Annotated in this window: 20 protein-coding genes; 15 read left to right on the plus strand and 5 right to left on the minus strand. The window is 60.8% G+C overall.

The window, feature by feature from the left end:
• Window positions 1–123: 123 nt before the first annotated feature.
• The 5 genes from H7B90_RS14780 (at window position 124) to H7B90_RS14800 (ending at window position 7,355) form a co-directional block, all read left to right on the plus strand.
• The gene (locus H7B90_RS14780) at window positions 124–1,497 is read left to right on the plus strand and encodes an ABC transporter substrate-binding protein (protein ID WP_185136661.1); all 1,374 of its coding nucleotides are present in this window, start codon (window positions 124–126) and stop codon (window positions 1,495–1,497) included.
• A 95-nt stretch (window positions 1,498–1,592) separates the two neighbouring features.
• Entirely contained in the window at window positions 1,593–2,489 is an 897-nt protein-coding gene (locus H7B90_RS14785) for a carbohydrate ABC transporter permease (RefSeq protein ID WP_185136662.1), read from the plus strand.
• Complete coding sequence (locus tag H7B90_RS14790) at window positions 2,489–3,307, plus strand: carbohydrate ABC transporter permease (RefSeq protein WP_185136663.1); 819 nt, start codon at window positions 2,489–2,491, stop codon at window positions 3,305–3,307. The genes H7B90_RS14785 and H7B90_RS14790 overlap by 1 nt, the downstream gene beginning before the upstream one ends.
• A 44-nt stretch (window positions 3,308–3,351) precedes the next feature.
• Window positions 3,352–4,728, plus strand: coding sequence for a GH1 family beta-glucosidase (locus H7B90_RS14795; protein ID WP_185136664.1), 1,377 nt, complete (start codon window positions 3,352–3,354; stop codon window positions 4,726–4,728).
• On the plus strand, window positions 4,725–7,355 hold the full coding sequence (locus tag H7B90_RS14800) for a glycoside hydrolase family 9 protein (protein WP_185136665.1): 2,631 nt from the start codon (window positions 4,725–4,727) through the stop codon (window positions 7,353–7,355). Before H7B90_RS14795 ends, H7B90_RS14800 begins: the two co-directional genes overlap by 4 nt.
• Before the next feature lie 39 nt (window positions 7,356–7,394).
• On the opposite strand, the gene H7B90_RS14805 is transcribed toward H7B90_RS14800, so the two are convergent.
• Window positions 7,395–8,726 (minus strand): ISNCY family transposase, encoded by a 1,332-nt coding sequence (locus H7B90_RS14805; RefSeq protein WP_185136666.1) that lies wholly within the window; start codon window positions 8,724–8,726, stop codon window positions 7,395–7,397.
• A gap of 49 nt (window positions 8,727–8,775) precedes the next feature.
• Here H7B90_RS14805 and H7B90_RS14810 point away from each other — a divergent pair, with 49 nt between their 5' ends.
• Window positions 8,776–9,009 carry a hypothetical protein gene (locus tag H7B90_RS14810; RefSeq protein ID WP_185136667.1) on the plus strand — a complete coding sequence of 78 codons (234 nt, stop codon included), beginning with the start codon at window positions 8,776–8,778 and terminating at the stop codon, window positions 9,007–9,009.
• Window positions 9,010–9,159: 150 nt separating this feature from the next.
• Here the strand turns inward: H7B90_RS14810 and H7B90_RS14815 are convergent, their stop codons facing one another.
• Entirely contained in the window at window positions 9,160–9,807 is a 648-nt protein-coding gene (locus tag H7B90_RS14815) for a class I SAM-dependent methyltransferase (protein WP_185136668.1), read from the minus strand.
• A 130-nt stretch (window positions 9,808–9,937) separates the two neighbouring features.
• Between H7B90_RS14815 and H7B90_RS14820 the strand changes: the two genes are divergently transcribed.
• The gene (locus H7B90_RS14820; protein WP_185136669.1) at window positions 9,938–10,477 is read left to right on the plus strand and encodes a DUF3231 family protein; all 540 of its coding nucleotides are present in this window, start codon (window positions 9,938–9,940) and stop codon (window positions 10,475–10,477) included.
• Window positions 10,478–10,496: 19 nt separating this feature from the next.
• On the opposite strand, the gene H7B90_RS14825 is transcribed toward H7B90_RS14820, so the two are convergent.
• The gene (locus H7B90_RS14825) at window positions 10,497–11,276 is read right to left on the minus strand and encodes a helix-turn-helix transcriptional regulator (RefSeq protein ID WP_185136670.1); all 780 of its coding nucleotides are present in this window, start codon (window positions 11,274–11,276) and stop codon (window positions 10,497–10,499) included.
• A 298-nt stretch (window positions 11,277–11,574) separates the two neighbouring features.
• Here H7B90_RS14825 and H7B90_RS14830 point away from each other — a divergent pair, with 298 nt between their 5' ends.
• The 3 genes from H7B90_RS14830 to H7B90_RS14840 all read left to right on the plus strand — a co-directional run bounded on the left by H7B90_RS14830 (window position 11,575) and on the right by H7B90_RS14840 (window position 14,668).
• Window positions 11,575–12,738 carry an NADH-dependent flavin oxidoreductase gene (locus H7B90_RS14830; protein ID WP_185136671.1) on the plus strand — a complete coding sequence of 388 codons (1,164 nt, stop codon included), beginning with the start codon at window positions 11,575–11,577 and terminating at the stop codon, window positions 12,736–12,738.
• A 295-nt stretch (window positions 12,739–13,033) separates the two neighbouring features.
• On the plus strand, window positions 13,034–13,495 hold the full coding sequence (locus H7B90_RS14835) for an NUDIX hydrolase (protein WP_185136672.1): 462 nt from the start codon (window positions 13,034–13,036) through the stop codon (window positions 13,493–13,495).
• Between the two features lie 18 nt (window positions 13,496–13,513).
• Window positions 13,514–14,668 (plus strand): PD-(D/E)XK nuclease family protein, encoded by a 1,155-nt coding sequence (locus H7B90_RS14840; RefSeq protein ID WP_185136673.1) that lies wholly within the window; start codon window positions 13,514–13,516, stop codon window positions 14,666–14,668.
• A gap of 9 nt (window positions 14,669–14,677) precedes the next feature.
• On the opposite strand, the gene H7B90_RS14845 is transcribed toward H7B90_RS14840, so the two are convergent.
• Entirely contained in the window at window positions 14,678–15,904 is a 1,227-nt protein-coding gene (locus H7B90_RS14845; protein ID WP_185136674.1) for an epoxide hydrolase family protein, read from the minus strand.
• A gap of 272 nt (window positions 15,905–16,176) precedes the next feature.
• On the opposite strand from H7B90_RS14845, the gene H7B90_RS14850 reads away from it, so the two are divergent.
• From H7B90_RS14850 to H7B90_RS14860, 3 genes are read left to right on the plus strand one after another with little or no spacing between them, the layout of a single operon-like run.
• Window positions 16,177–16,812 (plus strand): hypothetical protein, encoded by a 636-nt coding sequence (locus tag H7B90_RS14850; RefSeq protein WP_185136675.1) that lies wholly within the window; start codon window positions 16,177–16,179, stop codon window positions 16,810–16,812.
• A gap of 11 nt (window positions 16,813–16,823) precedes the next feature.
• Window positions 16,824–17,027 carry a hypothetical protein gene (locus H7B90_RS14855; RefSeq protein ID WP_185136676.1) on the plus strand — a complete coding sequence of 68 codons (204 nt, stop codon included), beginning with the start codon at window positions 16,824–16,826 and terminating at the stop codon, window positions 17,025–17,027.
• Window positions 16,970–17,635: a glycoside hydrolase 5 family protein gene (locus H7B90_RS14860; protein ID WP_185136677.1), complete on the plus strand. Its 666-nt coding sequence runs from the start codon at window positions 16,970–16,972 to the stop codon at window positions 17,633–17,635. The genes H7B90_RS14855 and H7B90_RS14860 overlap by 58 nt, the downstream gene beginning before the upstream one ends.
• A 72-nt stretch (window positions 17,636–17,707) precedes the next feature.
• Here H7B90_RS14860 and H7B90_RS14865 read toward each other — a convergent pair whose 3' ends face one another.
• Entirely contained in the window at window positions 17,708–18,178 is a 471-nt protein-coding gene (locus H7B90_RS14865) for a MarR family winged helix-turn-helix transcriptional regulator (RefSeq protein ID WP_260411045.1), read from the minus strand.
• Window positions 18,179–18,754: 576 nt separating this feature from the next.
• Here H7B90_RS14865 and H7B90_RS14870 point away from each other — a divergent pair.
• Both H7B90_RS14870 and H7B90_RS33415 read left to right on the plus strand, forming a co-directional pair.
• Window positions 18,755–22,126, plus strand: a complete 3,372-nt coding sequence (locus H7B90_RS14870; RefSeq protein WP_185136678.1) for an alpha-amylase family glycosyl hydrolase — start codon at window positions 18,755–18,757, stop codon at window positions 22,124–22,126.
• A 111-nt stretch (window positions 22,127–22,237) separates the two neighbouring features.
• On the plus strand, window positions 22,238–26,095 hold the full coding sequence (locus H7B90_RS33415) for a carbohydrate binding domain-containing protein (RefSeq protein WP_311772729.1): 3,858 nt from the start codon (window positions 22,238–22,240) through the stop codon (window positions 26,093–26,095).
• The last annotated feature ends 169 nt before the right edge of the window (window positions 26,096–26,264 follow it).

Genomic DNA, 26,264 nt, shown 5'->3' on the forward strand with positions numbered 1-26,264 from the left:
TTTTTCACTGGATGATCTTTACAATCATACAGATATGAGGAATAATAAGGGTGAGTTACGAAAGCGATTTCGTAATGAGCGGCTGCCGAACGATCGCCAAACTTGTGATTGGGGGAAAGGGACATGTTCAAGAAGCTTGTCTTGCTCGGTTTAAGCCTTACGGTCATCTTCATGCTGGCCGCCTGCGGGGGGAATAACGGCAACAATGGAAGCGCCTCCAACCCGCCGGATTCCGGCAGCTCCGGATCCGCCTCTCCGGATTCGGGGTCCTCGAACGAGAAGGTCACGCTCAAGATCATTCACTGGATCAACGAGCCCGTCAACAAGTACTACGAGGAGTTCAACAAGAAATTCACGGAGAAATACCCGAACATCAAGGTCGATTACGTGACGGTTCCGTCGGACGCGACGTACGACCAGCTGCAGCAGACGAGAATCAACGCCAACGACGCCGACCTGGTGGCGCTCAAGAGCGGCTTCGCCCCGATCCCGCAGGAATGGGCCAAGGGAGCGGAAGCGCCCGTCTGGAAGCAATGGATCGACGCCGGCCTGATCATGGACCTGTCCGGCCAGGACTTCGTCAAGAACTACAACGCGACGGACGTAGAGAACTCCACGACTTACAACGGCAAGGTGTACGGCATCAACATGGGCAAGGTTTCGTTCACCGGGCTCTTCTATAATAAGAAAATTTTCGCCGATAACGGCCTTCAGGTTCCGAAAACCTGGGACGAATTTACGAAAGTCGTCGATACGCTCAAGAGCAAAGGAATCGCGCCGCTCGGCTTCGCCGGCAAGGACATCTGGCCGTTCAACCTCGCGGTGCAGGGGCTGTCCGCCACGGTGCACAAGGATCAGGCGGCCTTCATCAAGGGGCTCTGGGACGGCTCGACCAAGTTCACCGACCCGGCTCAGATCGAGATTCTGTCCAAGGCGCAGTACCTGCTTCAGAACGCGATCGATGGCACGATGGGCGTCGACTACGCCTCGCTGCCGAGCTTGTTCATCAGCGGCAAGGTCGCGATGATCGCGGACGGCACCTGGAACGCCCCGACGATCAAGTCCGGCGATCCGAGCCTCGAATTCGGCTACTTCCCGATCCCGGGCAGCAACGACGCGGCGCAGAACGCCTCCCTCGCCGGCAAGTACGATATGAGCTGGATGGTTCTGGAGAAGGCGAAGAACAAGGACGCCGCCTTGAAGTGGCTGGCGATGCAGTCGGAGCCGGACCATTACGCGGAGTTCGTCAAGGCGTCCGGCTTCCTGCCCAACGCGGACGTGCAGATCGAGGATCCGTTCGTGAACGAGCTGAAGCCGTACCTGCAATCGTTCAAGCTGGCATGGGACCAGCTGTTCATCAATCGTCCGAACGCCGGCGAGCACGTGAGCGGCTCGAGCGTTCACGCGGAATTCCTCGCTCCCGCGGGACCGATCAAGACGCCGGATGAGCTGGCGGCGCTGTCGCAGAAGGAATGGGACGCCGCGGCGCCCAAGTAACCGCGCGATCCAGCGAACGAACGGGGCCGAAGCCGCTGCGGCGGCGGCCCCGTTCCTATCCCGGCAACGATACCTGAGCAGGGGAGTGAGACTCGATGTACCCATTCGGAAGAGGGATCGCCAGGCATCTGCCGCTGGCGCTGCTGATGATTCCGCTGCTGCTGTACGTGGTGTTCGCCTTCGGCCCCTCCATGGCGACCGTGTTCTTCTCGTTCACGGACGCGACCGGGATTCCGGGCGTGCGCTGGCACTTCGTCGGCTTCGACAACTACCGCAAGCTGCTGTTCTCCTCCGACCAGGCCGAGAGGCTGCGTTCGATCCGCAACTCGCTCGAATTCGCCTTCCTGGTCGTCGTCATCCAGAACGCGATCGGGCTGTTCATGGCCGTGCTGCTCAACCGGAAGCTGAAGGGCGACGCTTTCTACCGCGCCACCTTCTTCCTGCCGGTCGTTCTCGGCGTCACGGTGTCGGGCCTCGTCTGGCGCATGATGCTGAACCCGATGAGCGGTCCGATGGGGGAGCTGTTCAAGATGTTCGGCACGCGCAGCAACTTCCTGTCCAGCTATGACGCCGCCTTCTACTGGATCATCTTCGTGCAGATCTGGATGTATATGGGCTATTCGATGACGATCTTCATCGCGGGCCTGCAATCCATTCCGCGCGACCTGTACGACTCCGGCCATATCGACGGGGCCAGCGGCTGGAAGGCGTTCCGCTACATTACGTTCCCGATGATCGCGCCCGCCGTGACGGTGAATACGCTGCTCTCCATCATCGGCGCGCTGCAGACGTTCGACATCATCTACGTGCTGACGAACGGCGGCTTCAACACGCGAACGCTCGCGCTCGACGTCTACCGCGACGCGATCGCCAACAACACGACGGCGGATTACGGCCTCGCCTCCGCCGGCGCGATGGTGCTTTTCCTATTCGTGTTCGTCTTCACGGTCGTCTTCATGTACCTGCTGCGCAGAAGAGAGGTCGATCTGTAATGGCCGAATCCAAATCGTCCGCCGTCTTCCGGTATGCCGTCGTCCTGTTCATGCTGTGCGTTTACGTCTTGCCGCTCTTCTATCTGTTCAACGTAGCGATGAAGACCCAGATCGAATATTTGAAGTCCCCTATCGGCCTGTTCGAGCAATTCCGCTTCAACAACTTCCGCACCGCCTGGAACCAGGGGGATTTCTCGCGATATATCTGGAACAGCGTGCTGTATACGAGCGTGACGACGGCGGCGTCCATACTGCTCTCCCTCTTCGCCGCGTTCCCGATCGCCCGACGCTACGTCCGCTTCTCCAACCTCATCTATCTTTTTTTCACGATGTCCCTGTTCCTGCCGAGCCCTCTCGTCCCGCAGTTCTGGCTGGCGAGCCAGCTCGGGCTGTATAACACCCAATGGGGCTATATGCTGCTGCGAACGGGCGGCACCGGAATCGCCTTCCTCATGTTCGTCGGGTACATCAAGTCGGTGTCGAAGGAGCTCGACGAAGCGGCGGCGATGGACGGCTGCGGCTATCTGCGGTTTATCTTCCGCATCCTGTTCCCGCTGGTGAAGCCGGTTCTGGCCACCGGCGTCATGCTGACGGCGATCGGCGTCTGGAACGACATTATCGGTCCGACGATTTACCTGTCCGATACGAAGTACCAGCCGATCACCAAGGGCCTCTTCGCGTTCTTCGGCCAATACCTGAACAACTGGCCGCTGCTCGCCTGCGGCATCATGATCATCGCGGCGCCTCTCGTCGTGCTGTACTCGTTCATCCAGCGGTATCTCGTCAGCGGGGCGCTGGCCGGCTCCGTCAAGTTCTAAGTCCGAGTTCGGCGCCCTAATCCATCGACAAAGGATGTCTGCCTATGACTAACAGCCAATCGTTCCCGAGCGGATTCGTCTGGGGCGTCGCCACGTCCGCTTATCAGATCGAAGGCGCCCACGACGCGGACGGCCGCTCGTTCTCGATCTGGGACTCCTTCTCCCGCAAGCCGGGCGCCGTCTCGGACGGCGATACCGGAGACCGGGCCTGCGAGCATTATTACCGCTACCCGGAGGACGTGAAGCTGATGGCGGAGCTCGGCATCCGCCACTACCGCTTCTCCGTCTCGTGGCCGCGCATCCATCCCGCCGAGGGGCAGACGAGCCGGGAGGGCCTCGCGTTCTACCGGTCGCTGCTGGACGAATTGAAGCGGCACGGCATCGAGCCGCTCGTCACGATCTATCATTGGGATCTGCCGCAATGGATCGAGGACGAGGGAGGCTGGGCGAACCGGCGGACGGTAGAGAGGTTCGAGCGATTCGCGGACGTCCTGTTCCGGGAGTTCGGGGAGGACGTGCCGAAGTGGATTACGATCAACGAGCCGTGGTGCGCGGCGATGCTCGGCTACGGCACGGGGGAACACGCGCCGGGGAAGACGGACTGGGGCGAGGCGATCCGGGCGTCGCACCATCTGCTGCTGGCTCACGGGAAGGCGGTGCAGGCGTACCGGAGGCTGGGGCTTAAGGGAGAGATCGGCATCACGCTGAACCTCGATTCCAACGAGCCGCTGACGGACGCGGAGGAGGACCGGAAGGCGCAGGTTCGCCACGACGGCTATTTGAACCGGTGGTTCCTCGATCCGATCTTCAAAGGCGGCTACCCGGAAGACATGATGGAATGGTACCGGCCTTGGGTCGGCGAGTTCGACTTCATCGAGCCGGGCGACCTCGAGACGATCCGCGAGCCCGGCGACTTCTTCGGCATCAATTATTACAACCGCAACCTGGTCAAGGCGGGAGAGAGGCATTCGCTAATCAAGGCCGAGTACGAAGTGCCGCCGGACAGCGAGGTGACGGACATGGGGTGGGAGGTGCATCCCGAATCGCTGTACCGGCTGCTCGCGCGGTTGAAGGACGATTATACCTCACTGCCGATCTATATTACGGAGAACGGGGCGGCGGCGGCCGACAAGCTCGAGGAGGGCGCCGTGCGCGACGAATCCCGGATCCGGTACGTGAAGGCGCATCTGGAGCAGTGTCTGCGGTTCATCCGGGAAGGCGGGCGGCTCGCGGGCTACTACCTGTGGTCGTTCCTCGACAACTTCGAATGGGCTTGGGGGTACGGCAAGCGGTTCGGGGCCGTCTACGTCGACTACGAGACGCTGGAGCGGACTCCGAAGGACAGCGCGATCTGGTACGGGAAGGTCGCCCGTTCGGGCGTATTGCCGACTTGGCCGGAGCGGGAGGTGGAGAAGGCATGAGCGGAATGGGCGTTCATGAAGCCGCAGGATCGAACCCGAGCGTCAAGGACGACAAGATCGGTCGGGACGACAAGCGCGATGGGGGCGATAGGAGCGGCATGGGGGTTAAGAACGGCACTGGAGAAAAGATCAGCAAAGGGGAAAAGAACGGTCGAAGCCTCCGCGCCTTCCCGCTGCCGATCCCGGAGGAGAAGTCCGCCGCTTGCCGGCGGTCGCGCAAGCCGGTCCTCCAATCGGTCGCGATCGACCGGATGGAGGACGAATCGGTCTGGGAGCTCGTCGAACAAGGGACGATGAGCTTCACGGACGAGCGGGCGAGGCCGGGCTGCCGCTCGGTGCGCCTGGAATCGCCGACGACGTCCGACAAGTCGTATCAGACGGAAGCGCCCGGCCGGCCGCACGGCAAGGCGTCGGTCCTGCGGCGGTTCCCCGGCGAAGACTGGAGCGGGTACAACCGGATCCGCTTCTGGGTGTATCCGACGCTGCCGGGCTTCCGCGTCGTGTCGATGTCGGTCGTGCTTCACAACGAGGGGGAGGAACGGATTCCGGACGCTTATCTGCGGGAAGGCATCCATTACTTCCTGCTGAAGCCGGACCGGTGGAACGAGGTCGTCTGGGAGATCGCCCATCTGCCGCGGGACCGGGTGACCGGGCTCGAATTCGTCTACCGGCTCCAAGGCAGCGACGACGGCGCAGCTCGGCACGTGCGCTACGACATCTCGGGGCTCGAGCTGCAGATCGTGGAGCCCGACTACGCCGAAGGATGGCCGGTCGCGCCGGGGTCCGTCGCGTACTGCCATAGCGGGTACGAGCCCGGCGCGGCCAAGACGGCGCTCGTCGGAAGCCAGGGTCCGGATCGGTTCCGCATCGTGAAGGAGGACGGCGGAGAGACGGTTCCGGTTCTGGAGAAGCCCGTCGAGCGGCGGGAGACGGCGCTGGGATCGTTCGGAGTGCTGATCTTCTCGGAGCTTAGGGAGCCGGGAAGCTATCGGATCGAGATCGGCGATACGCGGACGGAGCCGTTCCCGATCGGAGAGCGGGTGTGGGAGAGCAGCCTGTGGAAGACGCTGAACTTCTTCTACTGCCTCCGCTGCGGGACGGAGGTTCCGGGCATTCACGGCGTCTGCCACCGGGACTTCCTCTGCGAGCACGACGGCAAGCGGATCGTCATCAACGGCGGGTGGCACGACGCGGGAGACCTGTCCCAAGGCTTGATCAATACGGCGGAAGCGGTCCATGCTATGCTCGATCTGGCCGACGCGCTGCCGGCATCGGACGGTGCGCTGGCCGAGCGTCTTCGGGAAGAAGCTCGCTGGGGCTTGGAGTGGGTGCTGAAGACGCGGTTCGGGGACGGGTACCGGACGACTTGGGCGACGATGGACCTGTGGACGGACGGCATCCTCGGGACGGCGGACGACGAGGTCTGCGAGGCGGGCAACGACCCGCATTCCAACTTCACGGCCGCCATCGCGGAAGCCGCCGCGAGTCGAAGCTTCCGTTCGTCCGATCCGATCCTCGCGGATCGCTGCCTGACGGCTGCGCGGGAGGATTGGGCGTTCGCGCTGAAGGCGTTCGGGGACGGCGGGGAGGAGTCGGAATGGACGGCGCCCGTCATCGTCGCGTCCGCGGGCATCAGCGCGTCGGTCGAGCTCTATCGGGCGACGGGCGAAGCGGAGTTCCTGAACCGGGCCGCCGAGCTGGCCGGCTTCGTCCTTGGCTGCCAGGAGCGGCGGATGCCGGAGTGGGATATTCCGCTCCGGGGGTTTTACTACGCGTCGCCCGAGCGGCGGCGTCTTCTTCACTTCCCGCACCGGGGACACGAGCAAGCGCCGACCGTCGCGCTGATCGGGCTGATGGAGGCGTATCCGGAGCATCCCGGCTGGGGAAGCTGGTACGCGGCCGTCGTGCTTCATTCGGAGTATATGAACAGCATCGCCGCTTACGCCGAGCCCTACGGCATGCTGCCGGCGGGCGTCTACGATCTGGAAGAATCGGAGTCGCCGGAATATCGCGACCAGGTGCTCCAAGGGGTTCGGCTGTCCGAGCGGCACTACCTGCGCCGCTTCCCGGTCTGGTACGCCATGCGGGGCAACACGGGCACCGGGCTGTCGCAGGCGAAGGCGGTATCCGCGGCCGCCCGGCTGCGCCGAGACGAATCGCTGCGCGCGTTGGCGCGTCTTCAGCTCGAATGGACGGTCGGCCGCAATCCGTTCGCGCAGAGCCTCATGTACGGCGAAGGGCACAACTTCTCTCCGCAGTACAGCGCCACCTCCGGCGATATATGCGGTTCGCTCCCCGTCGGCATCCAGACGAGGAAGCAGTACGACGTCCCCTATTGGCCGGTGCAGAACTGCTATAATGCCACGGAAGTCTGGGTTCACCCGTCTTCCCGCTGGCTGTCGCTGATGGCCGACCTGTACGCGCCGGAAGCGGCGGGGACGGAAGGGCGGAAGACGGGGAAGACGGGAGAGGCCGAGACCGACGCGAACGGATCGAACGTGAAGGCGGCCCCGGCTTCGCCCGATATCGCGATCGAGGCGACGATTAGCGGGGCGGAGCTCGAAGCGGAGATCCGAGTCGTCGGTTCCCGCGAAGGGTGTCAAACGTCTGTGATAATGTCACCTTAACTCGTCTGAGAAAATGTCACTTTTAAGTGGTGCCGAGGCTCACCAGAGAGCCTCGGCAAAGCTGTTGTGCTGAGAATACAGAGCGTCTTGGAAATCGCTCTTGCTTGTGGTACGCTTGATATGGTTTTGTTGCACCGTGGTTTTCCACGGATGCGCTTGGGCGGGTTTGCGTGGCTGCGCAGAACTCGCCTTTTTCCTTTCCTGCTCGGGCTTACGGATCGGCTTCTCGATTTCTGTGAGCTTAATGGCCGTATCGTCGTGCCACACAATGACTTCTCCCGAAAGCGTCTGACGCACCTCTACGACCGTCTTGGCATCGAGGCGATAAGAAGTAGGCTTAGCGAAGGTGTAGGTTTTGTTGGCATAGGATAGCGTGTTTCCTTGCCCAAGCGTTCGCCGTTCACGAGTCGTAAATACATAGTCCAAACGAATGGAAGAATCCAGCTTCATATAGGCATTTTCGCCGCTTTTCGGCTGCACAGCGAACTTGCGGTTATGCTTGCGCAAGAGCGCCGGTAACACCTCGTTGGCCGCCTCAATCGTGTTGATACCGAGTAGTCTTAGTTCGATGACCAAGCGGTCTTGGAGCGTGCCCCAGAGCCGCTCAATGCGTCCCTTCGCCTGCGGGGTCATCGCCTTGATGTGCGTGATATAAAGTTCCTCCATGGCCTTGCCGAAATCGGACAGCGGCTTCGTATCGCCGGTCAGTTCCTGTTCGACCGTCAATTGCTCATTCGGCGATCTGAAGATCGTATGCCGGTCGCTGTAGAGCCCCAGTGGGATCCCGTATTGCTGGATTCCCTGCTGCATCACAATCGAGTAGCCTTCGCGGCATTCAGTCGGTCTGAAGATGGCGCCGACAACGACGCCCGTCGCATCGTCAATAGCCGCATGAAGAGTGAAGGCGGGGGCGCGATCTTCGAGCCATGCATAGGACGTGGCGTCGATCTGCCAGAGCGCACCGGCTTGAGAACGACGTTCTCGCGGCTGATGCGCCTTTTTGCGGCGGCGCTGCTTGGCTTGCTTCATGCCCTTGTCCAATAAGATCCGGCGTACGCTGGAAGGGCTTAGCTCCAGGGCGTTACGTTCGGTGAGTAGCTCTGCAAAGTGGCAGTTGTTGCTTCCGGCATAATGCTGACTGTAAAGTGCTGCGACGCGTTCTTTCGTCTCATCCGTAAGCGCATGAGCAGGCTTCCTGCCGCGATTGCCATGAACAAGTGCCGTTGCGCCCCCCTCCGTCAAATACTTCTTTTTCAACCGAATGATCTGTCTGCACGATAATCCGAGTACTGCTGCTCCTTCCTCATTCGTTATATGCCCACCAATGATTTTCTCCACCACGACAACCTTCTTCAGTTCTGCTCTGCTCAATGTCAATGTCTCCTGTCCCATGGTGACATTATCTCAGAACAGTTATAGGGTGACATTATCACAGCACAACGACATCGGTTCCCGCGAAGGGTTGACTTCTTGCCGCGTCTATCTCTATAATCTCGACGCGCCGTCCTTGCCCGCCGCGGAAGCGGAGCTGAAGGCGAGCGGGACGACGGCGCTCGCGGCGAAGATCCGGGACCCCGGCGAACCCGTCGTCATCGTCGTCGTGCCGGACGGCCGGCTGGACCGGGCCAGGGAATGGGTCGGGTTGTTGAACTGAATCCGATTCGTATGGACGGATCCGCGGAAATGGGGCCGTCTCTTAGTCGGTCTATGCCGACTTTGGAGACGGCCTCTTCTTTTGGATTCGTATAACCATTTAACGGCGAAATAATCGGCGAAGCGGCTGCGAAAGGCTCTATGTCGCTTATCAAATCTTCCTGGCGACAATGAAATATTCCCGAGAGCTGTTCTTCAAACATTCCGTTTCGATAATCGAAAAATCCCCTTCCTCGATCAAATCGACTAAATCGCGTATTTTAAATGGTCTTATATTCGGCACGATACCGATTCTGCCAGCAAAGGCTAACAAGTTTCTCAGAAATACCTTTTCTCCCACGCATGGCGTTGCGGAGATCAATAATCCCTCCGGCTTCAACAGTTCATTTATTCTTTGCAAAACGATAGGTTCATCTTCCAACAAATGCAGAACATGAAAAACCAGGATGACGTCAAATGAGCCTTTCTTAAGCCTTTCATCAAAAATAGTCGAATGAGCATAGTTTATGTTTGAGATGTTTCGCTCTTTTGCCTTTTTTTTCGCAATTTCGATCATATTCAGAGATAAATCGATCGCATGGATCTCTTTCGCATTTTCCGCGATTTCATTCGATATCAACCCGGTCCCGCAGCCGAAATCCAAAACAATGTCGTTTGTTTTGAGATACGATCTCGTTCTCTTCAGGATATGGAGGTAAGTCTGTTCATCCTTCCTCTCGATTTGATCGTAGTCGCTTGCGGTTTTGTCCCAATATTTTTCGGATTTATTCATTTCAGTCCCCCCAACCATAATGAACATGAATCCGTACTCTTCCTGAACATAATGGACCTTCTTCTAATGCCGATTCTTCGATTCGGCCGCTTACATGGAATAATCGATGCGCCGTTAGGGAAAATTTTGGAGGCGATGACTCAATCGGAGGTGCGGAATGAAAGATCTTATCGAAGCCGCGCTTAACCTTATCAAATCCAAAGCCGACGATTCGAATGACCCGCTTCACGTAGGAGAGGTTATGTCCTGCTGGATTTACCTGGGCGGACTCGAGGAGGCGCAAGTCTTTATCCAAGCCGGCTTGAACACGACCAAAGACGATCAACTAAGGCACGCCTTGCTTGAAGATCAGAGATTGGGGCAAGGGCAAATTCAAGTCCTCAAGAACTTCATGACAAAAGAAGGCATTCCCCTGCCGCCGGCATCCGAGCAGAAGCCGGACTCCGATCCGGATTCCGTTCCGCTCGGAGTGAAGATGACCGACGACGAACTGGCCAACGGATTGGCCATCAAGATCGTATCGTTAATCATGACCGCGGCATCCGCGGCATCGCAGTCCGTCAGGAACGATGTCGGAATCCTCTTCGTGAAGTTCCTGGGCGAGAAGTTGGTGCTGGGGACCAACATCAAGTCGATGTTGAGGGAACGGGGATGGATCAAAATTCCTCCATACTACTACCCTCCCGGCGCTCCGTAACCATCGACAGGGGACAGGCTCACCTCCCGACATGAGACGGGGGGTAGCCCTTGATTCCCTTGAATACGTTGCTGAAATACGAGATGTCCTTGAACCCGCAGCGTTCGGCGACCTCGGAGACCGTGAAGCCCCCGGCGGACAGCATCATCTCGGCGTTGTTCACCCGGACGTCGTTCAGGAATTCCTTGAACGTCCGGTTCGTGTTGAGCTTGAACAGCTTGCCGAGGTAGACGGGATTCAGATTGACCAGCCGGGCCAGATGGGCGATGTCGATCTCTTCGGAATAGTGGTCGACGATATAGTTCTTCACCTTCGCGATCCGCGAATCCGACAGCGTCTGGGGAGATTGGTGGGACGCGATCGTCAGGAGGCGGTGGAGAATGAGTTGGAACAAGCCTCTCGCCTGCATGGCGTAGCCGGGCTGCTTGCTCATCCACACATGGTTGAATTCCCGGATATAGTTCAGCAGCTCCGCCGTTAGCGGGAACTTCGTCACCGTATCGAAGGGCAGGTTCAGCTTCTCGTCCGACATCCACTGGAAGTTGAAGGCGTACGAATGCATCGGAGACTCCTTGCACGTATGGGCTTCCCGCAAGCTTCCCTCGGCGATATACAGCATGTCTCCGGCTTCCACCGTCAGCCTCTCGCCGTTCACGTAATAATAGGAACGGCCTTCCAGCACGAAGGTGAGGTCATGGAAGTCGATCGTCTGCTTGATGATCTCCCAATCCGGGAAGCAGCGGCGATCGACGAACAGGAAGACGTTCGGGATCAGGTTCTGATAGCGTTCGATATCCATCGCAAATCCACGCTCCCATGGCTGATAATCGAATACTACCATTCGGAACGGTGCAAGTAAATGGATGCGAGAGCTTCGGGTCGGGTTCGCCGCCGGCGAGTCTTCCGGGCTTCTTCGGCCCCGCTTCACGCCGCGCGCCATACTTGCGGGAAGAACCGCATCCGTCGCTAACCTTCTCGTAAGCGGGTCCAGGCGTCTGGACCAGGTCCAAACGATTTGCGTTCTTACTTGGCGTAAGTATCTTTATTATAATCCTCCTATAAGATCGCCGAAGACGGCGGAAGAAGGAGGACTTGTTATGAACGAAAAATATGCGCCGTTGTTCGAACCGCTCGACCTGCCGAATCGGATCCGGCTTCGCAACCGGCTCGTAATGGCTCCCATGACGCACGTGTCGTCCCGCGCCGACGGCACCGTATCCGACGAAGAGATCGCGTACTACGTTCGCCGCGCGCAGGGCGTCGGCATGGTCGTCACGGCGGCCACGTGGGTCGCGCCGAACGGAGGGCTGCCCGGCGCCCCCGCGGCCGACCGCGACGAGGTCGTCCCCGGACTTCGCAGATTGGCTGCGGCCATCCGGGAGCAGGGGGCCAAGGCGATATTGCAAATTTTCCATGCCGGCCGCCAATCGACGATGACCGGAGATCTCGTGAGCGCAAGCGCCGTTCCCGAGTCGAAGGAGGGGGCCGCCGTTCCGCGCGAGTTGACGGAGAAGGAAGTCGGGGAGCTTGTTCTTGCCTACGGCCAAGCGGCGAGGCGGGCCGTCGAGGCCGGGTTCGACGGCGTCGAGATTCATGGCGGGAACGGCAATCTTCTTCACCAGTTTTTCTCGCCGTATACGAACCGCCGCTCCGATCGCTATGGGGGAACGACAGAGGGAAGGATGACGTTCGCGCTGGAGATCGTGGCCGAGGTGAAGCGGGTCGTGGCCGAGGCCGCGCAGTCTCCTTTTATCGTCGGGTATCGGCTGTCGCCGGAGGAAGCGGAGACGCCGGGAATCACGATGGCGGAGACGCTTCCGTTCGTGGATGCTCTGGCGGCGAAGGGCTTGGACTACTTGTCCGTCTCGCTGGTTCGTTACGATGCCGCGCCGCGCCGCGGAATCGACGATTCCCGCCCCCGTCTGACGATCATCCAAGAGAGGGTCGGCGAAGGGCTGCCCGTCATCGGGGTCGGCAGCGTGCGCACGCCCGAGGACGCCGTCGGCGCGCTTGGCACCGGCATCGGACTCGTCGCGCTGGGCCGGGAGCTCGTCATGGAGCCGGATTGGGCGAAGCTCGTCGCGGAAGGAAGGGAAGAAGCGATCCGGACGACGCTGTCCGTGAACGATCAACGGAAGCTGATTATCCCGGACGGGATGTGGCGGCTGATGTTCAGCATCCCCGGGTGGTTCCCGGTGGAGGAAGAAGTCGGGGAGGCCGCTAAGGAGGCCGCCAAGGATGTCGTCGAGGAAGCCACGTAACGGGTTCGTCTCGCAGGGAAGCCGCCGGCACCAGGGCCGCGGAGTTGTTGGGGGAGGATAGGCGGGGGAGAGATGGAGTTGTTGAATAGAACTCGCAAGGTCCGTCAGGGCGATCTCCCTGACGGTTTTTCTTTGTTCGAACGCAGGGCCACGCGATAGCGAAGAGGGACATTCCTTGAACGTGTTCGTTCAGGACTTCGCTTTACAGTCCGAGGAGCCATTCGTTATGCTAGGAATGGTTGAGAATTCCAAACCGGGAAGCTGCCTCTTTAAAGGGGACGAGGAGGAGCGAAGCTTGGGATACATCGAAGAGCTGAGAGCGATCGTCGGCCATCGGCCCGTCATCCTCGTCGGGGTGGCCGTCCTCGTGTTCAACGAAGCGAACGAGCTGCTGCTTCAATTGAAGCACGGCGGCGTATGGGCCATCCCCGGCGGGCTGATGGAGCTGGGCGAGTCCGCGGAGGAGACGGGACGAAGGGAAGTGCTCGAGGAGACGGGACTCGTCGTCGGACGATTGAAGCTGCTCGGGGTCGTCTCCGGGCCGGAGCAATTCGTGAAGCTGCCGAACGGGGACGAATTCTATGCGGTCACGATCCTCTATTCGACGAACGAGATTGCGGAAGGCGAGCTGCGGGCGGACGGGGTCGAGTCGGTGGAGCTGCGATATTTCGATGTCGAGCGGCTGCCCGAGGGGCTAAGTCCCCGCATTCGCAAGCAGCTTGAGCAAGTGCTCGGAAGGCAAGACCCATCATCCTGAAGCCAGGGGTATCCTAACATGAATATTTTCAAAATATTAGCTTCGAATGACGGCTCGATCAACGAGCCCAACGTCAGCTCGTTCCTGGCCTATCTGCTCGATCCGAACGAGAACCACGGCCTCAACTCGTTCCTGGCCCCCATCCTGCTCGCGAATCGAGAGAGCTTCAAGGAGCTGCTGATCCAGGAGCGGGTACGGGACCTGTCGAAAAATTCGCCGTTCGAAGTGAACGTTCAGGCGGAGATAACGGTGGAGCTCGAGCTCGAAGGGGGCCGAACGAAAACCCGGGATATCGACATTCTCATCGAGATCTATAATGGTTCCGATGCGGTCGTTCCCCGATACGCGTTCTGCATCGAGAACAAAATCAAGGACGGCGCCATCGCCAAAGGCGGGCGACAGCTGTTCGAAGAGATCAGCGGGCTCGCGAATTACTATGCGGGAGCGAACGACGGCTTCTCCGCGGCCGCCATGCCGGCGATGGCGTTCGTGTTCATCACCCCGAGGAAGTCGCCGCGGGCCGTCGAGGAATTCGGGGAGCTGAACCGCGAGCTTGCCGCGAGGAGCTGGGACATCCCGAGCTTCCATTTGACTTGGGGGCCCGAGCCGTCGGGCGAAGCCGGGTCCGTCCCTATCGCCGCGATGCTGAACAAGACGCTGCTCGAGGAAGCGGCGGGCAACATCGAGCCGATCTACGAATACACGAAGCATACGCTCAAGTCGTTCCTCGCGTTCATCAAGTCCGACTTCCAGTCCTATAAGGAAGAGAAGACCGCCGTGACGGAGCGCAAGGATTACGGCAAACCCGTCTCCCAGTATTATCGCGAGGTATGCGAGCAGTTGGAGTATGACCGGGATTACCGGACGGCCGAGATTCGAAGCCGGGTAGAGAAGCTCGTCTACGAGACCTCGGGCAAGGAGATTCGCAAGAATACCCTCGCCGACCAATTGACCGTCTGCATCGTCAACAACCGGAACCGCAGGCATTACGGCGTCGGCGATCCGCTCCGGGACGAGATCAATCTGCTCTATTACCCGAGCGAGAACGACAGGAAGACGGTGCGAAGAATCGATCTGAACCGGCCGCCGGTGGGGATTCCGATCTACTGGAGAGACGCGGACGCCGAGGGAGGCTTAGGCCAGTGCCTGCTCACGGACCTCTATCCCCGGTGATCCCGCCGATCATCGTCGGCCGCGGAACGTTCGGAGCAGGTCCTCCGCCCACAGGTCGGGAATCTCCCACGGGATGAAGTGGCCGCCTCTGTCGTGGACCGACAGGTTGACGTGGTTGTACCAGGCGGCGCGGTCGCTCTCGAGGAAGTTCCGGACGCGGTCGCCGGTCGCAACCCCCGGCGGGTTCTCGTAGCCGACGAAGGTGATGCCGGTCGGCGCCTCGATGACGGGCCAGCGGTCGTGCGACGGGGTCCAGGGGTAGCGGTTATTGTTCGCGTAGATGCGGGTGGAGGTCTCGATCGAGTTATTCGCCCAGAAGATCGTAGCGTGCGTAAGCAGGTCGTCCTTCGAGAAGACGCTCTCGAGGTTCCCGCCGTTGTCGCTCCAACGGGTCCAACGCTCCAGAATCCAGGCGAGCATGCCGGCCGGCGAGTCGCTTAAGCCGTAGGCGAGGGTGCCGGGATCGAGCACGTGAACGGCGAGATGCGAAGCGAAGCGGCGATCCAGCTCGATGATTCTCTCGCGGACGTCCTCGGGAAGATCGTCGGGGAGCGGGCGGCCGCCGGAGAAGTCCCAGCCGCGGTCCCCGTTGAAGAAGCTCAGCTTCTGGCCGGAGCCGATGTGAATGCCGTACAGCTCGCTCGCGTACTTGTGCCCGAGTTGGCCCGTCACGAGAGCCCCGACGTCGCAGCCTCCCGCCGCGTACTTCTCATAGCCGAGATTCTCGGTCATAAGCTTGTGCCACAGATCGGCGATCTTCCAGAAGTTCAGGTCCGGGCGGTTCGGCAGCGGAGCCGAGAAGCCGTAGCCGGGAAGCGAGGGCACGATGACGTCGAACGATTCGGACGGATCGCCCCCGCAGGCGGCGGGATCGGCCAACCGGTCGACGACCTTGGACCAATGCCAGAACGTCCAGGGCCAGCCGTGGGACAGGATAAGCGGAGTCGGGTTCGGCCCCGCGCCCGGCCTGCGCATGAAGTGGACGGGGACCCCGTCGACGTCCGTCTTGTAGTGCTCGTAGGCGTTGATCGCCCGTTCGGCCCGGCGCCAGTCGAATTCGTCGATCCAATAGCGGACGAGCTCCTCCAGGTACTCCCGCCGCACCCCGTAAAATCCGTCTTCATTGCCGGCGTCGAGCGGCCATCTCGTGGACGCGAGCCTGCGCTTCAGATCGGCGAGCGTCTCGTCGGGCACATGGATCGGTTGGGGCTCCAGGGGAAAAGAAGCTGGCGTCATACGCGGTTCCTCCTTATTCGCACGATTCGCACAGAAAAATAGCAACCGTCGCGACCCATAGCGGGACCGGCGAATCTGGTTGTCGATGGAATTATATCATCAACTTATATAAGTGTCTAATGTATTTTCAATCGTTGCGAGGGCTTCTCAGGTTTATCTCCGACTTTGATCTCTGACTCGGACCTATTTGAACACTTTGATGAAATACTGCGTTTTTTTGTAGCCGACCATCCGGGAGATATCGACCACGTCTGCGTAGACGAGCTCGGCCAATGGTCGGCAAGGAATGGCGCGGACGAATCGAGTCGCCCGAACGGCTGGCCGAGGAGTGGGACGCGGAAGAGGAGCCGCTTCGCGTCGCGGTCGGTCGGTTCGACGACAGGGGGCCGTACGGCGGATGGAAGGAGCGGCGGTTCGAGGCTGCGGGCTTCTTCCGAACGGAATTCGACGGCCGGAATCGGTGGTTTGTCGACCCGGACGGGTACGCGGCGTTCAGCGTCGGCATGGACTGCGTACACCCGGGAGGAGCTGCGGCTTTACGCGGAATGGAGCATCTGCTGCCGCCTCTGCCTCCGAAGGAGGGAGCTTGGGCGGAAGCCTGGCACGGGAGCGACTTCAACTTCGCCGCCGCCAACCTGATTCGCCGCTTCGGAGGCGAGTGGCGGGACCGCTGGGCCGAGCGGACGGAGCTTCGGCTTAAGGCGTGGGGCTTCAATACGATCGGCAACTGGTCCGATCCGGAATTCATCCGGCGGTCGTCTCTTCCCTACGTGTGGCCGATGAACGATTTTCCGGCGACGACGTTATCGATCTTCCGCGACTTCCCCGACGTCTTCAGCCCCGAGTACGAGAAGGAAGCCCGCCGGTTCGGCGAACAGCTGCTTCCGCTGCGGACGATCGGCGGCTGATCGGCTACTTCATGCGCAACGAGCCGCATTGGGCGTTCGTCGATTCGCTGAACCTGACGGCTCATATGCTGCAATCGCCGACCCGCTTCGCGAGCAAGCTGGCACTAATCGAAGAGCTGAAGGAACGGTACGGAGCGGCGGAAGGGCTGAACGAGGCTTGGGGACGGCCTTCGCTTCGTTCGAAGATCTGCTCGATCCGGCCAAGGTCGTCTTGACCGGTTCGCCTGTCTGCGCGCGGGACCTGGATGCGTTCAACCGGCGGCTGATTCGCCGTTATGTCGAGATCCCGGCCGCGCGGTGCCGCGAGGCGGCGCCGAATCATCTGAACCTCGGCATGCGCTACGCTTGGGTCGGCCACGTTGCCGTGCTTGAGGGCTGCGAATCGTTCGACGTGTTCTCGCTCAACGGTTACCGGATGCAGCCCGACCGCGAGCACATCGAATGGATCAGCCGCAGGCTGGGCAGGCCGGTCATGATCGGCGAGTTCCACTTCGGCGCGGCCGACGCGGGCCTGCCGGCGTACGGCATCCGAGCCGTCGCGACGCAGGAAGAGAGCGGCGACGCCTACCGGGCGTTCGTCGAATCGGCGGCGGCCATACCGGAGCTGATCGGGGTCCATTATTTTCAACTGAACGATCAGCCGGCGCTGGGAAGATTCGACGGGGAGAACTACCAGATCGGCGCGGTCGATACGTGCATGCTGCCTTACCGGCCGTTCGTCGAGGCGATGCGGCAGGCCCATGAGGTCCTGTACGAGGTCCGCACGGGGGCGGTCGAGCCGTATTCGAACGTTCCGCAGGAGATTCCGAGGACCGGCTTCTAGACATCTAGGCGTATAGGCGTATAGGCGTATGGGCGTATGGGCATCGGCAGCGACAGCGACCTGCCCGTCCGATTACAGCGAGCCTCCGCCGAGCTCGGCCAGCCGCCGCAACGCGGGGATGGCGGAAGCGAGTGCTTCCCTCTCCTCCGGGGCCAGCCCTTCCGTGAAGGCCGAGAGCCGCGCCACCCGTTCCATGCGGCGGGCATCGATCACGTTCGCGCCTCGCTCGGTAATGTGCACTTGAACCGCGCGGCCGTCGCTCGGGTCCGGGCGGCGCTCGACGAGCCCGTCCCGTTCGAGCCGGGTCACGAGCTGCGTCATTGCCGACTGCGTCACCTGCTCGGTGGCCGTGAGCTCCGTCAGCCGCATCGGGCTCTTGTGCGACAAGGTGTGCAGAACGGACAGCGTCGTGAAGCTGAGCTTGTCGACGGCCGGCAGCCGGATCATGACCCTCGTCAAGTCTTCGAGCGCCAGCGCGAAGTCGGCGACGTTCAGGCCGCCGGGACGAGGTTCGTATGGGAATTGGGGGTGCTTGTTATCCAAGGGAAGATCACCGGTTTCTATAGGATCTAGAGCGGATGAGGTTCCTCCGGCCGCCCGGGGGAGCCTCTTCGTCGTTCGTCCCTCTCATTGTAAAGGATCGAAGCGGCGAGGAAAAGAATAGAGCCCGGCTCGACCATCAAGCTTACCGCCCCACAATCGACGAACCATCCGCTGCAGCTCCGATCTCCCGTTTGGCGCTTGATTCTCGTGGATGGCCGCCAATGGCGAAAAAAATCGCCATTCGGAGCAACCGCGTTAGCGAGAGACTCCATTTCTGATGAAAGCGATCCCTGATGAAGCCAAGGTGATCCATCCGCCGAGCGATGGCCGCCGCCGCGATCTTGTAAAACGTTATCCTTAATCCAATGATTGACAACTCTCTTGAAGCGTGATAATTTCTAGTTGGAAAACCGGTTTCCCTAGCAATTTCCGCAACACGGCCGCTCATGTCACCCCAGTTTGTAAGAAGAGGAAAGTCCCGAGGCCGGGCTCATTCGTCCGCGGAGGGAGAAAGGCAGGGATTCATCGCTCGTCATTCATGTAAGCGCTTCACCATCAGAGGAGGGAATTGGTAAAATGGTCCGCAAACGTTGGCTTCCGCAATTGCTGATCGCCGCCCTATTCGCGACGTTCTTCGCGAACGCGCTCGTCGCGCAGCCGAAGCAGGCTCAGGCGGCGAGCATCGGCACGATCGACGAGAACGACACGATCTACCAGATCATGGTCGACCGGTTCTACGACGGCGATCCGACGAACAACGCGACCGGCTCCGCCATCCGCTACGCCGAGAACACCGAGGAAGACTTCCGCTACATGAAGGGAGGCGACTGGCAGGGGGTCATCGACAAGCTCCCGTACATCCATAACATGGGCTACACAGCCATCTGGATCTCGCCCGTCGCCGAGCCGCAGATGACGAACCGGGACAACAACGGCACCGGCCGCAACACGGCTTATCACGGCTACAACGTCAAGGACCCGAACGCCGCGAACCCGTACTTCGGCACGAAGGAGAAGCTGAAGGAGCTCGTCGACAGCGCGCACGCGCTCGGCATCAAGGTCGTCATCGACGTCGTGCCGAACCACGTCGGCGACTACATGCTCGGCACGCAAGCCTATTACGACATCCCGAGCTTGCAGCCGGCCGCTCCGTTCAACAACCCGTCCTGGTACCATCACAACGGGGACATCGATTGGTCGCTCGTCGACGGCAACTATACGCAGTGGGCGCAGGACTACATCGAGAATCACGACCTCGCCGGACTCGACGACATCGACTTCGACGTGCCCGCCGCCAAGAACGCGATCTTCAGCTCGATCAAGGGCTGGTTCGACTACACCGGAGCGGACGGCGCCCGGGTCGACGCCGCGAAGCTGATCAAGCCTACCGATATCGGCGAGCTGGAAGACCTGCTCGGCGTGAACACGTTCGGGGAGAATTTCGACGGCAACGCCGAATTCGTCTCCCGTTGGGTCGGAGCGAACAAAGAATGGGGCATGCTCGATTTCCCGCTGTTTTTCTCGATTCTGAACAGCTTCGCCTACGGGCAGTCGTTCGACTCGAACATTAAGAGCACGCTGGCCCTTGATTCGTACTATAACGGCAACGCCAACCATATGGCGACGTTCATCGACAACCACGACCGGAACCGGTTCCTGACGGAAGCGGGGGGAAGCGTCGCCAAGCTGCAGAACGCCTTGACCTTCCTGTTCACCGTACGCGGAGTGCCGGTCGTCTTCCAAGGCACGGAGCAGAACAAAGGCAATGGCAACGGCTCCATTATCACGGGCGGCATCGCCGACACGTGGAACCGCTGGTCGATGGTGAAGCGGGACGCGAACGGCAACGTCATCCAGAATTACTTCGACGAGAATACGAGCACTTATCAATACGTGGCCAAGCTGAACCAGATCCGGAAAAATTACGAGGCTCTGCGCAAAGGAACGCAGCGCGAGATGTGGTCGTCCCAGAATCTGTACGCGTTCTCCCGCCGAATCGACAGCGGAACGAACGTCGGACAGGAAGTCGTCTCCGTGTTCAGCAACGCTTCCAGCGGCACGCAGACGGCGACGATTCCGCTCCGGGCGGAGAGCACGCTGGCCGTCGGGACGGTTCTCGTCAACCAGCTCAATCCGGCGGACACGGTTACCGTCGCTTCCGGCGGCGTGACCGGCAAGCAGATCACGGTCAGCGTCGGAGCGAACTCGGCCAAGATCTATGCCAAGGCGTTGGCCGACACGACGGCGCCATCGGTGCCGACGAACGTAAGCGCGACGGTACAGAGCGCGTCGAGCATCAAGGTGACGTGGTCGGCATCCTCCGATAACGTGGCCGTCGCCGGCTACGAGGTATACCGCGACGGAGCCCTCGTCGGCTCGACGGCCGGAACGTCCTACACGGACAGCGGGCTGACGGCCGGAACGACCTATTCGTACACGGTGAAAGCTTATGATGCGGCCGGCAACAAGTCGGCGGCGAGCTCGCCGCCGGCGACGGCGACGACCGGAGCGCCGGACACGCAAGCGCCGAGCGTTCCGACGAACGTCGTCGCGACGTCGAACTCTTCCTCCTCCGCGACAGTCTCCTGGACGGCTTCGACCGACAACGTGGCGGTGACCGGCTACGAGGTCTATCGCAACGGCACGAAGGTCGGCACGACGGCCTCGACCTCGTATACCGATACGGGGCTCGCGGCGAGCACGACGTACAGCTACACGGTCAAAGCGTTCGACGCGGCGGGCAATCTGTCGGCGGCGAGCGCGGCCGCGGCCGTGACGACGGCGGCCGGCAACAACGTGACGATCTACTACAAGCAAGGCTTCACGACGCCTTATATCCATTACCGTCCGGCGGGCGGCACTTGGACGACGTCGCCGGGCGTGCCGATGCCGGCATCGGAGATCGCCGGCTACAACAAGATCACGATCAATCTCGGCTCGGCGACGCAGCTCGAAGCTTGCTTCAATAACGGCAGCGGCACGTGGGACAGCAACAATTCGAACAACTACTTCTTCGGCGTCGGCACGTGGACGTATACGCCGACGGGCAACATCGCGGCAGGCGCGCCGGTCGTCGATTCGGCCGCTCCGAGCGTGCCGCAGAACGTGACCGCGACGGCGGCTTCGGCGACTTCGGCGACGGTGTCGTGGAACGCGTCGACGGACAACGTGGCGGTAACGGGATACGAGGTATACCGCGACGGCACGAAGGTCGGAACGACGGCCGCGACGACGTACACCGACACGGGCTTGACCGCGGGCACGACGTACGGCTATACGGTGAAGGCGTACGACGCGGCGGGCAACGTCTCCGCGGCCAGCGCGGCGGCTTCCGTCACGACGCCGGCCGGCAACACGGCGACGATCTATTACAAGAACGACTCGTTCGCCTCGAAGTACATTCACTACAAGCTGGACGGCTCTTCGACCTGGACGACGTCGCCGGGCGTGCAGATGAGCGCGTCGACGTATCCGGGCTACAGCGTCGCGACGATCCAGCTCGGCTCGGCGACGGGACTGACGGCGGCGTTCAACAACGGCAGCGGCACGTGGGACAACAACGGAGGGAACAATTATCGCTTCGGCAGCGGGGCTTCCACTCTCGCGAACGGCAACCTGTACGCGGGCGAGCCGCAAGCGGACAGCGTGACGTTCCGGGTGACGGTGCCGTCGAACACGCCGGCGAACGGTCCTGTTTATATCTCGGGCAGCTTCAACAGCTGGAACGCGGCCGATCCGGCCTACCAGCTGACGAAGGGAAGCGACGGCGTATACAGCATTACGCTGAACCTGCCGGCGGGAACGGCGGTGCAGTACAAATTCACGAGAGGGTCGTGGACGACGGTGGAAGCGGCGTCCAGCGGAGCCGACATCTCGAACCGGACGCTGACGCCTTCCGGCGGACCGCAGACGGTCTCGGTTACGGTGGCGCGCTGGAAGGACCTCTAAGCACCCAGGAACAGGCTGTTGACGAACTCGCGTTGACAGCCTGTTTTTCATCAGGAACGGAACCGAATGCCTTATCGCGATTGAACAATCGGAAGGAGGCTCGCTCCCGATATGAAGTTAAGAGGGAAGTTCAGGTTCGCGGCGGCTCTTATGGGCGCCGTTCTGCTCGCGCAGTCGGCGGCCGCGTCGGTATCGGCCGAGATTGCAGCTACGCATGTTTATCACAATCACATGCCGAATTTCTGGGCGTATTACGACACGGGCAGTTACGCGTCGGCGCCCGTGGGAAGCCCGATCCGCTATACGTACGACGCCGACGTCATCGAGCTGAAGAAGAATCCGCCCGCAGGTTATACGTATTCCTTGCCGAACGGCTCTCCCATGCCGCACGACGATCTCGTCTCCTATTATTCGCACCATGCCAAGACGGGCGCCTACTTGACCTGGCCTTGGAGCGTGGCGGATACGCTGCATAGCAGCCATCCGTCGGCCCAGATGCAGGTGACGATGTCCGGCGCGGTCGTCAACAACGTCAACAACTTGAATCAGCGTGGAAATGTAAGCGGATACAACAATCCCAATTGGGGAACCCCTTGGAAGAACGCCTACAATACGCTTAAGACGCCGAACGGCACCCGTACCCTGGACATGATCCATTTCAGCGGACATCACTCCATGGGCCCTCTCGTAGGGAACGACTACCTGCTCAAGGATCTGATCTACCAGGGAGCGACGCTGGCTCAGCCTTACTTCCTCGGGTCCGATTACAAGTCGTCCAACGGGTTCTTCCCGACGGAGCTCGGCTTCTCGGAGAGAATCATTCCCGTCCTCGAGAAGCTGGGCATCCAGTGGTCGGTCATCGGGAACAACCACTTCTCCCGGACGCTGAAGGACTATCCGCTGCTGGACAGTCCCGGCGCCGATACGATGGTCTCCCCGCCGAATAGGGCGGATCTTCAGAACGCCAGCAGCGTCGGGTCCTGGACGAACGCGAAGATGTTCAACGAGCAGCAAGTCGTCTACAACAAATATCCGTTCGCGTCCACGCCGCATTGGGTTCAATACGTCGACCCGAATACGGGAGCCGCCTCGAAGATCGTCGGCATCCCGGTCGCCCAAGCGGAGTCCTGGGAGGAAGGGTATCTCGGCTCGGTGAAGGCCGACGCGCTGAAGCCGTTCGAAGGACTTGCGGCGCAAAAGCAGTTTTTCGTCATCGCGCACGACGGCGACAACTCGTCCGGCCGTGCCGGCTCCGAGGAGACGTGGCGCAATGCGGGCAACGTCACGTACGCCGATGCGGGCGTGAAGGGGATGGGGATCGACGAATACCTGAAGTCGAACCTTCCGCCCGCTTCGGACGTCGTGCACGTGCAGGACGGCTCGTGGATCGATACGCGCGACTCCTCCTCCGATCCGAGCTGGTACCATTGGCGCTTGCCGTTCGGCATCTGGAAGAGCCAATTCTCCGCTTTCAACTCGGCCATGGGAACGAATTACGCGCCGAAGAAGAACTTGTCCGGCGTCGAGGACGGGATGACCGTCTCGTTCGAATACGGCTACCACTATCTGGAGCGCAACTTCGCCTTGCTGCAAGCGGCGCTCAATTACGCGAAGACGGCGGAGCAAATCTGGCTCGACGGCCATCCGAATTACTGGTCGCCGACGACGGCGCTCGATCGCGAGGTCACTTACGAGGGCAATCAGTTGAATCCGTGGATGCTGAGCTTCCCGGTGAAGGGCGATCCGGCGACCGATTACGCGGGAGGGGCGAATCCGGCCGAGCTGGCTTGGTACTTCCTGCTTCCGGCCATGGATTCCGGCTTCGGCTACTACGACGAGAACGTCGACGACAGCGTGAAGCCGGCCCTGTCGATGAATCAATCGCTTTTCTTCTCGAAGCCTTACGTCAACGGGAAGCTGGCGTCGGACCGGACGGGGCCTTCCGTCTGGTGGCCGCAGCGGTATCCGTACAACCCGGGCAGCGCGAACGTGAGCAAAGCCGAAGGCTGGACGCTCCATCACTTCAACAACCAATTCGCGATCTACACATACGCGTTCGACGCGAGCGGCATTCAAGACATAAAGGTGAAGGTGCGTCCCCATACGAACAAGTCGGCCGACGCTTCGGACAACACGTTCAAAGTGTACGACCCCGCGGCGCTTCAGGCGGCCGGGGTTCCGGGCATCGACGCGAGCAAAGTCGGGGCGTGGCGGACTTACCCGATGCAGATGCGCGATCTGAAGCCCGACATCAACGGCGTGTCCTGGCAAGCGAGCAGCAAGGCGGTTCTGGAGAAGGTGCCTGCGACCGATATCGGCAACCTGTATTATTCCTATATCTCCGACTATCGGGACCAGCTGCTCGATTACTACATCGAAGCGACGGATTCTCAAGGCAACGTGACGCGGAGCGACATCCAGCAAGTGTATGTCGGAGCGGGCAAGTACGATCTCGTGAACGGCAAATACGTGGAGAAGGCGAACGGGGCGATCGAGGGCACGCATCCGTTCGTGACGGACCGTCCGATCGTCCCGGATACGGAAGCGCCGTCCGTCCCGACGGGACTGACCGCTGCCGCGGCCAGCGCTTCCTCGGTTCAACTTAGCTGGACGGCGTCGACCGATAACGTGGGAGTGACCGGGTACGACATTTACCGGGACGGCGTCAAGGTCGGAACGTCGACCGGCACCGGCTATACCGACTCGGGATTGGCCGGGAGCACGACATACAGCTACACGGTCAAGGCCCGCGACACGGCGGGCAATCTGTCGGCGGCGAGCGCGGCGGCTTCGGCGACGACGCCTCAAGGCAATAACGTCACGATCTATTACAAGCAAGGCTTCCCGACGCCGTACATCCATTACCGCCCGGTGGGCGGCACGTGGACGACGTCGCCGGGCGTGCCGATGCCGGCTTCGGAGCTCGCCGGCTACAACAAGATCACGATCAACCTCGGATCGGCGACGCAGCTCGAAGCCTGCTTCAACAACGGAAGCGGCACTTGGGACAGCAACAATACGAAAAACTATCTGTTCGGCGTCGGCACGTGGACGTATACGCCGACGGGCACCATTACGGCGGGCGCGCCGGTCGTCGATTCGACCGCGCCGAGCGTGCCGCAGAACGTAACCGCGACGGCGGCTTCGGCGACTTCGGCGACGGTGTCGTGGAGCGCGTCGACGGACAACGTGGCGGTGACCGGCTATGAAGTGTACCGCAACGGCACGAAGGTCGGCACGACGGCTGCGACGACGTATACCGACACGGGCTTGGCCGCGGGCACGACGTACGGCTATACGGTGAAGGCGTACGACGCGGCGGGCAACGTCTCCGCGGCCAGCGCGGCGGCATCCGTCACGACGCCGGCGGGCAACACGGCGACGATCTATTACAAGAACGACTCGTTCGCTTCGAAGTACATTCACTACAAGCTGGACGGCTCTTCGACCTGGACGACGTCGCCGGGCGTGCAGATGAGCGCGTCGACGTATCCGGGCTACAGTGTGGCGACGATCCAGCTCGGCTCGGCGACGGGACTGACGGCGGCGTTCAACAACGGCAGCGGCACGTGGGACAACAACGGAGGGAACAACTACCACTTCGGAAGCGGGGCGTCCACTCTGGCGAACGGCAACCTGTACGCGGGCGAGCCGCAAGCGGACAGCGTGACGTTCCGGGTGACGGTGCCGTCGAACACGCCGGCGAACGGTCCCGTGTACATCTCGGGCAGCTTCAATAGCTGGAATGCGGCCGATCCGGCTTATCAGCTGACGAAGGGCAGCGACGGCGTATACAGCATTACGTTGAACCTGCCGGCGGGGACGGCCGTGCAGTACAAATTCACGAGAGGTTCGTGGACTTCGGTGGAGGCGGCGCCCAGCGGAGCCGACATCTCGAACCGGACGCTGACGCCTTCCGGCGGACCGCAGACGGTCTCGGTTACGGTAGCGCGCTGGAAGGACCTCTAAGCGCCCAGGAACAGGCTGTTGACGAACTTGCGTTGACAGCCTGTTTTTTTAAGAAAATTTGCGGGTTTCGAAAGTCAATTAATTAAATAAACAAAAAGGATAAAAACTCAACTATTAATTATCCATATTCTTTAAAATACCTTATAAATCATATGTAAATAACGACCGT

The sequence above is a fragment of the Cohnella xylanilytica genome, from assembly GCF_014212175.1.
Classification (GTDB): Bacteria; Bacillota; Bacilli; order Paenibacillales; family Paenibacillaceae; genus Cohnella; species Cohnella xylanilytica.